The sequence below is a fragment of the Streptomyces genisteinicus genome, assembly GCF_014489615.1.
GTDB lineage: Bacteria > Actinomycetota > Actinomycetes > Streptomycetales > Streptomycetaceae > Streptomyces > Streptomyces genisteinicus.
The window spans coordinates 4,414,481-4,428,274 of the sequence record NZ_CP060825.1 but is presented as its reverse complement, the minus strand read 5'-3'; the positions used below and the strand labels follow the sequence as shown (position 1 = coordinate 4,428,274).

The window sequence follows — 13,794 nt, the reverse complement described above, 5'->3', positions numbered from 1 at the left end:
GTCAGGCCCCCTTTCCTGCGGTGGCACGGCGTTCCGTCGGCTGGGTGACGCGGTCGAGCATCAGCCCGAGGCAGACGATCGCGGCGCCCGCGACCAGCCCGGTCGCCAGGTCGCCCTGGGCGAGGCCGAAGACGACGTCGTAGCCGAGCGCGCCACCGCCCACCAGGCCGCCGATGACGACCACGGCGAGCACCAGGACCACGCCCTGGTTCACCGCGAGCAGCAGCGCGGGCCGGGCGAGCGGCAGTTGGACCTGGAGGAGCTGCTGGCGGCCGGTCGCGCCCAGCGAGCGCGCGGCCTCCACGGCGGCCGGGTCCACGGCCGCCATGCCCTGCGCGGTGATGCGGACGACGGCGGGCAGCGCGTACACCACGGCGGCGGCGACCGCCGGGGCCCGGCCGACTCCGAAGAGGGCGACCACCGGGATCAGATACACGAACTGCGGCATCGTCTGGAAGACGTCCAGCACCGGGCGGAGCGCACGGTTCAGCCGTGCGCTGCGGGCCGCGGCGATGCCGGTGGCGAACCCGATGACGAGGGTGACCGCGACGGCGGCCAGCACCTGCGACAGCGTGTCGAGCGCCGGCTCCCACACGCCGAGGACCCCGATCCCGGCCATCGCGAGGACGGCGGTCGCGGCCGTGCGCCAGGTGCCGATGATCAGGGCGAGCGCGCCGACCAGGAGGAGAACGGCCCACCAGGGCAGCCAGGTCAGGCCGGAGCGCACCGGGTCGAGGACCCAGGTGGTGAAGTGGGCGGCCCAGTCGGCGGTGCCGCCGATGACGGGGACGCCGGTGTAGAGGTGGGCGGTCATCCAGTCGACGGCCCGGTTGACGGGCTCGGCGACGTCCAGCGTCCAGGCGTCGGGCCAGCCGAGCCGGCCGGTGAACCGGCCCGCCAGCGCGGCGGCGGCGGTGACGGCCGCGGCGATCGCCCAGCCGAGGCGGGCGCCGCGGGCGGGGGCGTCGCCGAGGCGGGCGCCGGCGGCCGCGGTGACGCGGTCGAGGACGACGGCGAGCAGCACGATCGGGACGCCCGCGGCGAGCGCGGCGCCGACGTCGACGGAGGCGAGCGCCTGGTAGACGCGGTCGCCGAGGCCGCCCGCCCCGATCACGGACGCGATGACGGCCATGGAGAGCGCCATCATGATCGACTGGTTGAGCCCGAGGAGGAGTTCCTTGCGGGCGAGCGGCAGCCGGGCGGTCAGCAGCCGCTGCCGGGCGGTCGCGCCGAGCGAGGCCGCGGCCTCCATCACCCCGGCGTCCGCGCCGCGCAGTCCGAGCGCGGTCAGGCGGGCCATGGGCGGGGCCGCGTAGACGACGGTCGCGAGGACGGCGGCGGGCACGCCGATGCCGAAGACGAGGACGACCGGCAGCAGGTACGCGAAGGCCGGGAGCACCTGCATGGTGTCGAGGACGGGGCGCAGCACGCGGTGCATGCGGTCGGAGAGGCCCGCGGCGAGGCCGAGGAGGCCGCCGAGCAGCACGGACGCGGCCACGGCGACGACCATCAGGGCCAGCGTCTGCATGGTGGGCACCCACATGCCGAGGAGCCCGCAGGCGGCGAACGCGGCGACGGAGCCGAGCGCGAGGCGGACGCCCGCGACGCGCCAGGCGATCACGCCGGCGGCCGCGGTGACACCGGCCCAGCCGGCGGCGAGCAGCACCAGGTACACCGCGCGCACCGAGAGCACGACGGCGTTGCTGACGTGGCCGAGGACGTGGAGGAAGAGGGGGTGGCTGTCCCGGTTGTCGATGATCCAGTCGCTGGTGTCGCCGAGCGGTCCGGAGAGGTCGACGGCCATCCGGCCGGGCCAGGTGCCGCCGCCGAGGAGGAAGGCGCCGAGGAGGAGCAGCACGGCCGTACCGGCGGCGATCAGCCGTGAGCGGTGGCGTGCGAGGAAGGTGCGGGCGGACCCGGAGGGCGCCGCGGCCGCGGGGGACGTCGCGGCCGCGGAGTCGGGGGCGTGCGCGGACTCGGGGGCGTCCGCTGCGGAGGCGCCCGCCGCGGGGGTGGTGGCGGGGGTGGCGGTGGCGGTCATCGGCTCCACCGCCCGAGGGGCGTGACCGGGGCGGAGGCGTGGCGGACGGTGCGGGGGCCCGGCGGGGGCCAGGTGGTGTGGGAGTGCATCAGGCCACCGCCTTCCGTGCCGGGGGCGTGACACCGGCGACCACGCCCAGCAGCCCCGCGTGGTCGACGACGCCCAGGCAGCGGCCGCCCTCGACGACGCGGGCGGACTCGCCGGTGCGGGCGACGGCCTCGATGGCCTCGTGGACGGTGGCGTCCGGCGCGAGGGCCGGGCCGGTCTCCGTCTCGGCGGCGGACGCCGGGCGCATCGCTGCGCGCACGGTCATGACCTGCTCGCGCGGCACGTCCCGGACGAAGTCGCGGACGTAGTCGTCGGCCGGGGAGCCGACGATCTCCTCGGGGGTGCCGAGCTGCACGATCCGGCCGTCGCGCATCAGCGCGATCCGGTCGCCGAGGCGCAGTGCCTCGCTCAGGTCGTGGGTGATGAAGACCATGGTGCGGCCCTCCTCCCGGTGGAGGCGGACGACCTCCTCCTGCATGTCGCGCCTGATCAGCGGGTCGAGCGCGCTGAACGGCTCGTCGAACAGCAGCACCTCGGGGTCGACGGCGAGCGCGCGGGCGAGGCCGACGCGCTGCTGCTGGCCGCCGGAGAGCTGGCCGGGACGGCGGTGCTCCAGCCCCGCGAGACCGACCTTCTCCACGAATTCGGCAGCCCGCGCCCGGCGTTCGGCGCGTCCGACGCCCTGGATCTCCAGGCCGTAGGCGATGTTGTCGAGGACGGAGCGGTGCGGCAGCAGGCCGAAGTGCTGGAAGACCATGGCGGCCCGGTGGCGGCGCAGTTCGCGCAGCCGGCCCGCGTCCATGGAGAGCACGTCCTCGCCGTCGATGGCGATCGTGCCCGAGGTCGGCTCGATGAGCCGGGTCAGACAGCGCACGAGCGTGGACTTGCCGGAGCCCGACAGGCCCATGACGACGAAGACCTCGCCCTTGCGGACGTCGAAGGAGACGTCGCGCACGGCGGCGGTGCAGCCGGTGCGCTCGCGGAGCGCGGCGGCGTCGAGCGCGGCCAGCTCCGGGTCGGCGGGGACGCGGTCGGCCTTCGGGCCGAAGACCTTCCACAGGTCGCGCACGGCGAAGACGGGCGGCGCCGCCTCGGAGGCGTTCGGCGCACCGGGTGCGGCGGGTGCGGTGGCGGTACTCATCGGCTCGTGCCTCCCAGCAGGTCGGCGCACTTCTCGCCGACCATGAGGACGCCGATCATGGGGTTCACGGCGGTCATGGTCGGGAAGACGGACGCGTCGGCGATCCGGATGTTCTGAAGACCCCTGATCCTCAGGTCGGGGGCGACGACGGCGAGTCCGTCGTCGGCCGCGCCCATCCGGCAGGTGCCGGCGGGGTGGTAGACGGTGTGCGCGACCTGGCGGGCGTAGGCACTCAGCTCCTCGTCGGAGGTGACCTCCGGGCCCGGGCAGACCTCCCGCTTCAGCCAGCCGGCCAGCGGTTCGGTGGCGGCGATCTCGCGGGCGATGCGGATGCCGTCGACGAGCGTCCGGCCGTCGTAGTCGTCCTCGTCGGTGAAGTACCGGAAGTCGAGGGCGGGCTTGACCTCGGGATCGGCGCTCGTCAGATACAGCCGTCCGCGGCTCCTGGGCTTGGGGATGTTCGGGGTCATCGACACGCCGTGCGCGGGCCGTTCGTAGCCGATCCGCTCCGGATTGTCGGTGAACGGGATCTGGTAGAAGTGGAACATCAGGTCCGGCCCGGCGGAGGCCGGGTCCCGGCGGACGAAGAGCCCCGCGTCGGAGTCCATCGCGGAGTTCTCCGGGATGGGGCCGTGGGTCTCCCAGACGATGACCGACTCCGGGTGGTCGAGCAGGTTCTCGCCGACGCCCGGCAGGTCGTGGACGACGGGGATGCCGAGCTTCTCCAGATCGGCACGCGGCCCGATGCCGGAGTGCAGCAGCAGCCGCGGGGTGTCCACCGCGCCCGCGCACACCAGCACTTCACGCCGGGCGCGCACGACGTGCTCCGCGCCGTCGGCGGTGCGGATGTGCACGCCGGTGGCCCGGGTGCCGTCCAGCTCCAGGCGGAACGCCCAGGTCTCCAGGGCGATGTGGAGGTTCGGCCGGTCCAGGAAGGGGTGCAGATAGGCGACCGAGGCGGAGGAGCGCTTGTTGTCCTCCGGGTGGTACGCCAGGTCGAAGAAGCCGGTGCCCTCGTGGAACGGCGCCCGGTTGAAGCCCTCGACGCGCGGCACCGACAGGGCCGCCTGCGCGGCGTCGACGAAGTCGCGGGCGATGGCGTTCCGGTCGGCCTCGTCGACGGGGACGATGTTGTTGCGCAGCCGGGCGAAGTACGGGTCCATCGCGGCGGCGTCCCAGCCCTCGGCGCCCGCCTCGGCCCACTCGTCCCAGTCGGACGGCAGCGGCTTGAAGGCGATCAGGGTGTTGTGGGACGAGCAGCCGCCGAGCACCCGGGCGCGGCTGTGGCGGATGTGCGAGTTGCCGCGCGGCTGCTCGGTCGTCGGGTAGTCGTAGTCCAGCTCCCCGCCGAGCAGGCCCATCCAGCGGCGCAGGGTGAGCACGTCGTCGCGGCCGACGTCGCTGGGGCCGCCCTCGATGACGGCGACGGTGACGTCCGGGTCCTCGGTCAGCCGGGAGGCGATCACCGAGCCGGCGGTGCCGCCGCCGACGACGACGTAGTCGTAGACCTGGTTCTCGTGGTTCTCGGTCATGGGTCCGTCCCCGCGCTCAGCCCGCGAACCAGCGCACGGGGCGCGGGGCGAGGTTCTCGTAGACGTGCTTGGCCTCGCGGTACTCGGCGAGGCCCGTCGGCCCCAGCTCGCGGCCGGTGCCGGACTTGCCGAAGCCGCCCCACTCCGCCTGCGGCAGATAGGGGTGGAAGTCGTTGATCCAGACCGTGCCGTGGCGCAGCCGGGCGGCGACGCGCCGGGCGCGGGCGGTGTCGGCGCTCCACACGCCGCCGGCCAGGCCGTACTCGGTGTCGTTGGCGAGGGCGACGGCCTCGTCCTCCGTGGTGAAGGTCTCCACGGTCAGGACCGGACCGAACACCTCCTCGCGGATGACGCGCATGTCGCGGTGGCAGTGGTCGAGCACGGTGGGCCGGTAGAAGAAGCCGGGGCCCTCGGGCCTCTCGCCGCCGGCGCGGAGCACGGCGCCCTCCTTCAGGGCGGAGGCGACGAAGTCCTCGGTCTTCGCGAGCTGGTCGGCGGAGACGAGCGGGCCGCACTCGACGCCCTCGTCGGTGCCCCGGCCGAGGCGTATCCGCTCGGCGCGGCGGGCGAGTTCGGTGACGAAGCGGTCGCGCACGGACTCCTCGACGATCAGCCGGGAGCCGGCCGAGCAGACCTGGCCGCTGTGGATGAAGGCGGCGTTGAGCGCCTGGTCGACGGCGGTGTCGAAGCCCTCGTCGGTGGCGCAGGCGTCGGCGAAGACGACGTTCGGGTTCTTGCCGCCGAGCTCCAGGGCTACCTTCTTCACGCCCTCGGCCGCCGCCTTGGCCACCTTGACCCCGCTGACGAGGCCGCCGGTGAAGGAGACCAGGTCGACGTCGGGGTGCTCGGCGAGCCGGGCGCCCACGGTGGCGCCGGGGCCGGTGACGATGTTGGCGGCGCCGAGCGGCAGCCCGGCCTCCATCAGCAGCTCGACGAGGACGACCGTGGTCAGCGGCGTGATCTCGCTGGGCTTGACGACGAAGGTGTTCCCGGCGGCGAGCGCGGGCGCGATCTTCCAGCTCGCCTGGAGCAGCGGGTAGTTCCACGGCGTGATCAGCGCGCAGACGCCGACCGGCTCGTGGACGACGACGCTGTGGATCTCGTCCGATCCGGCGTCGACGACACGGCCGCCGCTCTCCGCCTCCACCAGGCCGGCGAAGTAGAGGAAGGCGTCGCGCACGCAGTCGACGTCGACGCGGCCCTCCTCCAGGGTCTTGCCCGCGTCCCGGCTCTCCAGGGCGCCGATCCGCTCCCGGTCGCGCTCCAGCAGCCCGGCGACGCGGCGCAGCAGGGCCGCCCGCTCGGCGGGCGGGGTACGGGGCCAGGAGCCGTCGTCGAAGGCGGCGCGGGCGGCCGCGACGGCGTCGTCCGTGTCCGCGACGTCACCCTCCGACACGACCGCGAAGACGGTCGCGTCGACAGGGTCGAGGATCTCGCGGGTGGCGCCGGAGACGGCCGCTCGCCACTCTCCGCCCACATGGATGGTCTGTTGTGCTGCCGACACGTCGCGTCATGGCCTTTCGTTGGTGCTTCCCCCTGCCGGTCGTCCCGGCGATCGGGCCGCCTGCCCCCGGTACGCGGAACCATGCGCAACGGTTCACGGATAGTGGGCCGCTTCACACCGCGGGTGAGGCGCGGGTCACGCCCGGGGGGCGGGCCACTCCAGCCCGTCCGGCGATTGAGGACACGGCCGCAGGCCGTGCCGCGGCCACCGGGCCCGCGCCCCGATCCGACGGGGCCGTGCCACGACCACTGGCGTCCCCCGGCGCAGCGCGTTCCCGACTGCGGCCCGGTGACCACGGCACCACGCTGCGCGCGGTGTCCTGAAGCGCCGGACGGGCGGAGAAGGCGGCCCCCACCCCCAAGCGCCCCGCAGGGAAAAGGCGTTGTCCGCTCGGAGCGGGCGCCGCTAGCGTCAGCGCATCGACGTGTAGCTCAGTCAGCCAGAGCGCCGGGCTTCGGACCCGGAGGGCGCGGGGGCGGAACCCGCCACGTCGGCTTATGGACGAGAACGCTGAGCAGCAGCACCCGACCGCATCGCCCTCCTACGCCCGCGCCGAGCTGGCCCGCGCCTTCGTGACCGCGCTCACGCACGGGGACCCGGCCACCCGCGACCGCGCCGAGACGCGCGTCGCACGCTGGCGGGCCGTTCTCGCGGGCATGGCGGACGGACGGCTGCGCATCGGGTCGCGCACGCCGGTCGCGGGGCTGCCCGCCTGGGTCACCCCCGAGGTCGTGCGCGGCGGGTTCGCCACCGGGGAGGGGGCGGCCGGCGGCCCCCTGCTCCCCCATGAGACGGCCGCCGCGCGGCGGGCCGGCGTCCCCGAGGAGCGTTCCGCGCTCTTCGCCCACTTCCTCACCGAACCCGGCCTCGCCGAGCTGTGGGAGCTGCTGGACAGCGGCCGCTACGAGGTGGCGCTCCCGGAGGAGGCGGCGCTGCTGACGGTCGCGTGGCTGGTGCGGGCCGGGGAGACGGCCGCCGCGCTGGAACTGGTCGAGATCCTGGAGCCGTTCGCCGGCCGGCTGCGTATGCTGCCGCGCCCCTCGGACATCCCCGCTCCCGACCCTCGGGCTCTGCACCGGACCACTGCCGACGACGCCGGGTGGACGCTCTCCCTGCGCGGCCCGAAGGACGCGGTCGAGGCCCAGCGCGAATCCCTCGCGGTGTGGCTGCCGTTCGCCGACGACCTGCTGTCGCACTGGCTGGAGGTGCGCGCGCCGGACGGCACCGCCCGCACCGAAGCGCCCGGCGCGGCCGCACCCGGCACCGCGTACGACGCGGACTGGCTGGCGCGCGGCGACGCGCTGCTGCGCCGCTACCGCCGCCTGGCCGAGGAGCACACCCGGTGCGGCAAGCATCGCCGCCCCCGGGAGAACGCGGCGATCCTGCGGGCCGCGCTGGAGGACGCCGTGGCGGGCCGCCGGCCCGCCCCCCGGCTGGAGAGGCTGCTGCGGCACGCGGTGGCGTCGATGGTGCGCAAGCGCGGCGTCCCCGGTTCGGCGCGTCACGCCGCGCTCCGCGCCGAGCAGGCCCGCCAGGCCGCACAGCCCGCGCACCACCGGCTGGCGCAGCTCGTGGTCGTCCGGCTGTCCGGGCTTCCGCAGGGCGTCGGCATCGCCGACACGGCCCCGCTGCTCACCCCGGTGAGCGCACGGGAGGCCGAGGAGAGCGGGCTGCCGGCCGGGGCCGAGATCCCGCCGTCGGTGCGCGCCACCGTGGAGTCGGCGCTGAGCGCGCCGCTCGCCGTGCTGGTGGAGCGGGGTGTGGTGCCGTCCGCCGAGGTGCTGGCGGAGCTCGTGCCCCAGCTCGTCGCGGCCACCACCGCCGACGCCTACCGGGACGGGGCGCTGCGCACCCTGATGGCCTCCGTGTACCGGGCGTTCCGCAACCGGCGTTCGCTGCTGCTGCTCCACCTGGAGAGCCAGGTGCGCGTCGAGGAGCTGCCCTGGGTGCGGGCCGTGGCCGGGCACCGCGCGGGTGACGAGGCGGTGGCCGAGGCCGCTCGCGCCGCGCTGCGCGAGCTGGGCACGCTCGCGGTGCAGGCGTTTCCCGCGACGCTGCTGCCGAACCCGCTGGTCCGCGAGATGTCCGTGCTCGGCCGGGAGGCCGATCTGGGCGTGCCGTTCACGGAGGAGCTGGCCGCGGACATCTTCATGGGCGAGTTCGGCCCGAAGTTCCTCGTCGCGGCGCGCGTGGCGGCAGAGCTGCTGCGCGGGACGCTCTACGAGCGCTACTACGGCATCGACTACGCCGCCGTGCGCAATCTCGCGATCACCGAGGCGAGCCGGGACGCGGGCCGTTCCCGCCCCGCGCGTACCTCACCCGGCTTCGGGCGGCTGTGCGCCGAGCGGGCCGCGGCGGGGCGCACCGGCGGCGGCCGGGGCGGGTCCGTCGCGGGCAACGGCACGGTGATCGAGCAGGCCCAGATCCTGACCACCCACAATCTGGCGACGCTCGTGGGCCGGGTCGGCATCACGCCCGAGCCGGGCCACGACGCGCTCGCGGCGCGCTGCTTCGACACGGTGTGCCGGCTCACCGCGCGGGTGCACCAGGAACGGCATCCGCTCGCGACCATCAAGGACGCGGCGTACGCGTGGCGGCAGATGGTGTTCCACCTGTCGCTGTGCACGGACGAGCGCCGCGCCGCCGTGCTGGCCACGCTCGACGGGCGGGCGGCCCGCCACCCGGGGCACGTCGCCGCGCGGCTGGCCCCGGCCCTGGCCGGACTGCGGCTGACCGCCGCCGGGGGCGCGTTCGGGCCCGACGGCACGGCGGACGGCGGCCGGGCGCGGCGGCTGGTCGGCTGGACGACGGGGTGGCACTGGATGCGCGACGCGCACCCGTCGGACACCGCCTGGGCCGCGTCCGGCGCGTGACGCCGTCCCACTCCGAGGGCCCGGGGGCTCCTCCGGGCGGGGGCGGGAGGGGCCCCTCGGCGGCAGCCCCGGCCGTGTCCGGCACAGGGCGCCTCCACCCGGAGAACGCCGGGCGCGATGCACCGGGCGCGCCCTCGGGGCTGTCCCGCACGTTCCGGTGGATCGGCGTGCGGCGTCGGACACACGGGGCCTCCCCGGGCCCGCAGGGCGCGGGGGACGCATCGCACGGCGGAGGGCCGTCCTCGTACCGGGCCCGTGGGGGCGATTCGACAGCGCTGCGAGGTGCCGTGGCTGTCGTCGCGCGCCCGCCGGGGACGACGGGGCAGCCCCTAGGGCGTGTTGCGAAAGTGGCTCCGTCCGCCCGAAGGGCGGGGCCTGCGGCGTCTGGTGCGTGCGATCGCAAGGCGGAGGATCATCCTCGTACCGGGCGTACTCGGATGACTCCGACAACGCAGCGAGCGGGCGTGCCAGGCGTCGCGGGCCAGGAGGGACTTTCGCAACACGCCCTAGAGTCGCGGACATGACCACGATATTCAGCGAGCCGTTCCGGCGGCTGACGGAGCGCCACGCCGCCTGGGGCGCGGAACAGCTCGAGACCTTCAACGAGTTCCTGCCGCCCGGCGAGTGGAGCGCCGACCTCGGGCGGTGCCTGTACCGCCAGTCGGGGCGGGAGCTGCGGATCTCGCTGCTCGGCTCGTACGAGGTCAACGAGTGCTCGTGGCTGTGGTCCTGGGCCAACCCCGGCTTCGCCTCCTCGCCGGCCGCGGCGGCCGCCGAGCGGCTGCGCGCGTACGGACAGGCCCACGGGCTCCCGGAGTTCACCGAGGAGCTGGTGCGCCTCGACGGTCACGAGGACCCGGGGACGGCGGCGGAGACCCTGGCGTTCACGGCGATGGGCGTCCTCGGCGCGGCCGGCTACATCGGCGTCCGGGCGAGCCCCGACGCCCGCGCCTATCTGGTCCCGGACGACCCGCAGGTCCCCCGGGCGGAGCCGGACGCGATCACGCTCCCCCGGGTGCTGCTCACCGGGGTGTCCCTGCTGGGCGGTTCGGGCCGGGCCGCGACCGAGGGGTACGTCGTGCACCACGAGCTGCCGCACCGCGCGGCGGCCGACCGGCTGACCGCGGGTCTGCCCGACGGCGGCACCGTGGACGTCGTCTTCGACGAGCACGACCGCATCGCCTCCGTGCACGTCAACACGGGTGCGCCCGCGGCCTCCTGAGCCTTCCGCGCCACCCGGGGCCCCACGCGGGCCCGGCCCGCGGACGGGCGGTCCCATGCCGGGCCCGCCCGGTCCCGTCCGATCCCGCCGGACCTCTTGACTTCGGTCATAACGGGAGGAAACTGGACTTTACACCGGAAATCCGGAGAGAGCCCCACTCGCCTGTGGAGACGTCCACCGGCCCGCGAGACCCTTCCCACGGCTCTGGCCAGGCCCCCGGCGGGCCGCCCGAGAGACCTGCGCGTCAGCGACGGCTGGGGGTGCACGGAATCGGAGCGGACCACCGGGGACTGCTCTGCCCCGATCCGCCCGGGTCTGCGGGCCGACCTGTGCGGGCGCACCTGTGCGCGCGGACCCGCCCCGGGCCTGCCGGGACAGCGCCGCCGCACGCATGCCACCGCCCCCGCCGGCCGGAGCCGACGGGGGCGGTACGCGAGGTGCGGGGCGGATCAGATGAGGCCGAGCCCGCGGACCGCGTCGCGCTCCTCGGCGAGCTCCTTGACCGACGCGTCGATGCGCGCACGGGAGAACTCGTTGATGTCCAGGCCCTGGACGATCTCGTAGCGGCCGTCCTTGGTGGTGACGGGGAACGAGGAGATCAGGCCCTCCGGGACGCCGTAGGAGCCGTCCGACGGGATGCCCATGGAGGTCCAGTCGCCCTCGGCGGTGCCGTTGACCCAGGTGTGGACGTGGTCGATCGCGGCGTTCGCGGCCGAGGCGGCCGAGGACGCGCCGCGGGCCTCGATGATCGCGGCGCCGCGCTTGGCGACGGTCGGGATGAAGGTGTCGGCCAGCCACGCCTCGTCGTTGACGGTCTCGGCGGCGTTCTTGCCGGCGATCTCCGCGTGGAAGATGTCCGGGTACTGGGTCGCCGAGTGGTTGCCCCAGATCGTGAGGCGCTTGATGTCGGAGACGGCCGCGCCGGTCTTGGCGGCCAGCTGCGAGATGGCGCGGTTGTGGTCGAGGCGGGTCATCGCGGTGAAGCGCTCGGCCGGTACGTCCGGGGCCGCGGCCTGCGCGATCAGGGCGTTGGTGTTGGCCGGGTTGCCGACGACGAGGACCTTGATGTCGTCCGCGGCGTTGTCGTTGATGGCCTTGCCCTGCGGCTTGAAGATGCCGCCGTTCGCGGAGAGCAGGTCACCGCGCTCCATGCCCTTGGTGCGCGGGCGGGCGCCGACGAGGAGCGCGACGTTGGCACCGGCGAAGCCCACGTTCGGGTCGTCGGTGATGTCGATGCCCTTCAGCAGCGGGAAGGCGCAGTCGTCGAGCTCCATGGCGGTGCCCTCGGCGGCCTTGAGGCCCTGCGGGATCTCGAGGAGGCGCAGCTTGACCGGCACATCGGCGCCGAGCAGGTGTCCGGAGGCGATACGGAAGAGCAGCGCGTAGCCGATCTGGCCGGCCGCGCCGGTCACGGTGACGTTGACGGGGGTGCGGGTCATGACGATCTCCGTTAGACAGCTGGCGGTGGGGGCAGCGCTCCCCAGGCGGGTGGTCGGCTCGTCCACGCCTCCTGAATCTTGACGTGAAGAGACTTCCGGCGGCCAGGCTATCGGACCCGGGGCCCCGCCCGTCCATGCCCCCTCGCGGCGCGGCTCGTACCGGCCCCCGGGCCCGGGGCCGGCGGACGGCCCGCCGCATCTGTGGCAGGACGATCACACGGTGGCGGAATGGTCACCTCCGTGCCACAGGGAACCGGCTCCCCTTGAACGGTTTTGGCACGTCCATGACCCTTGAACACACGACGGCGCCCGTCCTCCCTCGGGGGAGAGGACGGGCGCCGTCGATGTGTGCGGGGTCCGCGCCGCACCATGGCCCGCGTACTCCGCGGACGCGCTAGCGGACCGTGAAGTGGACCGCTTCCTCCAGGATCGGGATGTCCAGCCAGGGCTTCGGCTGGGCGACCAGCGCCAGCAGCACGATCGCCGTGCCCAGCACCCCGTACGTGAGCATGTCCGTGAACCGCGACCGGACCGCGAGCATGCCGACGGACGGCATGACCCGGCGCAGCACCGCACCGGTGAGCAGCGCGGCGCCGATCAGCATCGTCCCGATCCGGAACGCGTCCCGGAACCCGTCGGTCCCGACGATCAGCAGACCCGCCGCCGCCATCCCGATCACCGTCAGCAGCGGCCACTGGCGGGCCGGCGCGGGGGCGTCGCCCGGCGCGGCGCGCCCGCCGCCCTCGGGACGGGCCGTGTCGAGAGTGACGGCGGGCGGGCGACGGGAGTGCGGCCTGCCGGACTCCTCGTCGCCGTCCGGTCCGCCGTCGGCTCCCGGGTCCGGGGCGGCGTGGGCCCCGGCATCCGCCGCGTCCGGCGCGGTGCCGTCCGTCTCCCGGCGGTCGGCCGCGCCCGGCGCGGGTGCGTCCGCGGCCGTGCCGTCCGCTCCGTCCGTGCGGGCCGCTTCCTGCGCGCGGTCCGCCGTACCGTCGGCCGGGTCCGGCGCGGGAGCGTCCGGCGCGCCCGCGGCGGCCGCCGCGCCCCTGGTCTCGCCCATGGCGTCAGCCCTTCCCCGTCAGCCCTCGGACAGGTCCGCGGCCGCGCGCTCGGCGGCCTCGACCACGTTGACCAGCAGCTGCGCCCGTGTCATCGGGCCCACACCACCGGGGTTGGGGGCGACCCAGCCGGCCACCTCCGCGACGCCCGGGTGCACGTCGCCGACGATCTTGCCGTGCTCGTCGCGGCTGACGCCGACGTCCAGGACGGCCGCGCCCGGCTTCACGTCCTCCGGCTTGATCAGGTGCGGGACACCGGCGGCGGCGACGACGATGTCCGCCTGCCGCAGGTGCGCCGACAGGTCGCGGGTGCCGGTGTGGCACTGGGTCACCGTGGCGTTCTCCGACTTGCGGGTCAGCACCAGCGGCATGGGGCGCCCGATCGTGATGCCGCGTCCGACGACGACCACGTTCGCGCCCTTGATCTCGACGCCGTGGTGGCGCAGGAGCTGGACGATGCCGTACGGGGTGCAGGGCAGCGGGCCCTCGATGCCGAGCACCAGCCGGCCGAGGCTCACCGGGTGCAGCCCGTCGGCGTCCTTGGCCGGATCCATCAGCTCCAGGACCCGGTTTGCGTCGATGCCCTTGGGAAGCGGGAGTTGGACGATGTAGCCGGTGCACTCGGGGTTCTCGTTGAGCTCGCGCACCACCGCCTCGATCTCCTCCTGCGAGGCGGTCCCGGGCAGTTCGCGCTGGATGGAGGCGATGCCGACCTGCGCACAGTCACGGTGCTTGCCGTTGACGTACCAGCGGCTCCCCGGGTCGTCCCCGACCAGCAGGGTCCCGAGCCCCGGGGTGACACCCCGCTCCTTGAGGGCCGCCACGCGGGCGGTCAGATCGGACTTGATCGCGGCTGCGGTGGCCTTGCCATCGAGAATCTGGGCAGTCATGGCCCCATCCTCCCGGATGGACCCGCCCCGGTTCCAATCCGGGCCCGGC

At 74.9% G+C, this 13,794-nt stretch carries 9 protein-coding genes and 1 tRNA gene; 3 read left to right on the top strand and 7 right to left on the bottom strand.

The window, feature by feature from the left end:
- Position 1: 1 nt before the first annotated feature.
- From IAG43_RS19320 to IAG43_RS19305, 4 genes are all read right to left on the bottom strand, one after another.
- On the bottom strand, positions 2 to 2,041 hold the full coding sequence (locus tag IAG43_RS19320) for an ABC transporter permease subunit (protein ID WP_187741953.1): 2,040 nt from the start codon (positions 2,039 to 2,041) through the stop codon (positions 2 to 4).
- A gap of 88 nt (positions 2,042 to 2,129) precedes the next feature.
- On the bottom strand, positions 2,130 to 3,230 hold the full coding sequence (locus IAG43_RS19315; protein ID WP_187741952.1) for a quaternary amine ABC transporter ATP-binding protein: 1,101 nt from the start codon (positions 3,228 to 3,230) through the stop codon (positions 2,130 to 2,132).
- A complete protein-coding gene (locus IAG43_RS19310; protein WP_187741951.1) occupies positions 3,227 to 4,762 on the bottom strand; it encodes a GMC family oxidoreductase in 1,536 nt (511 codons plus the stop codon). The genes IAG43_RS19315 and IAG43_RS19310 overlap by 4 nt, the downstream gene beginning before the upstream one ends.
- A gap of 16 nt (positions 4,763 to 4,778) precedes the next feature.
- Positions 4,779 to 6,266, bottom strand: coding sequence for an aldehyde dehydrogenase family protein (locus IAG43_RS19305; RefSeq protein ID WP_187741950.1), 1,488 nt, complete (start codon positions 6,264 to 6,266; stop codon positions 4,779 to 4,781).
- Positions 6,267 to 6,686: 420 nt separating this feature from the next.
- On the opposite strand from IAG43_RS19305, the gene IAG43_RS19300 reads away from it, so the two are divergent.
- The 3 genes from IAG43_RS19300 (at position 6,687) to IAG43_RS19290 (ending at position 10,361) form a co-directional block, all read left to right on the top strand.
- Positions 6,687 to 6,760 (top strand) — tRNA-Arg (locus tag IAG43_RS19300).
- A gap of 3 nt (positions 6,761 to 6,763) precedes the next feature.
- A complete protein-coding gene (locus IAG43_RS19295; protein ID WP_187741949.1) occupies positions 6,764 to 9,139 on the top strand; it encodes a hypothetical protein in 2,376 nt (791 codons plus the stop codon).
- A gap of 520 nt (positions 9,140 to 9,659) precedes the next feature.
- Positions 9,660 to 10,361 (top strand): DUF6882 domain-containing protein, encoded by a 702-nt coding sequence (locus tag IAG43_RS19290; protein WP_187741948.1) that lies wholly within the window; start codon positions 9,660 to 9,662, stop codon positions 10,359 to 10,361.
- 449 nt (positions 10,362 to 10,810) lie between these two features.
- Here the strand turns inward: IAG43_RS19290 and IAG43_RS19285 are convergent, their stop codons facing one another.
- The 3 genes from IAG43_RS19285 to IAG43_RS19275 form a co-directional block, all read right to left on the bottom strand.
- Positions 10,811 to 11,800, bottom strand: coding sequence for a malate dehydrogenase (locus IAG43_RS19285; protein ID WP_187741947.1), 990 nt, complete (start codon positions 11,798 to 11,800; stop codon positions 10,811 to 10,813).
- 394 nt (positions 11,801 to 12,194) lie between these two features.
- Positions 12,195 to 12,857 carry a DUF3017 domain-containing protein gene (locus tag IAG43_RS19280; protein ID WP_187741946.1) on the bottom strand — a complete coding sequence of 221 codons (663 nt, stop codon included), beginning with the start codon at positions 12,855 to 12,857 and terminating at the stop codon, positions 12,195 to 12,197.
- Positions 12,858 to 12,875: 18 nt separating this feature from the next.
- Positions 12,876 to 13,745, bottom strand: coding sequence for a bifunctional methylenetetrahydrofolate dehydrogenase/methenyltetrahydrofolate cyclohydrolase (locus tag IAG43_RS19275; protein ID WP_187741945.1), 870 nt, complete (start codon positions 13,743 to 13,745; stop codon positions 12,876 to 12,878).
- Positions 13,746 to 13,794: the final 49 nt, after the last annotated feature.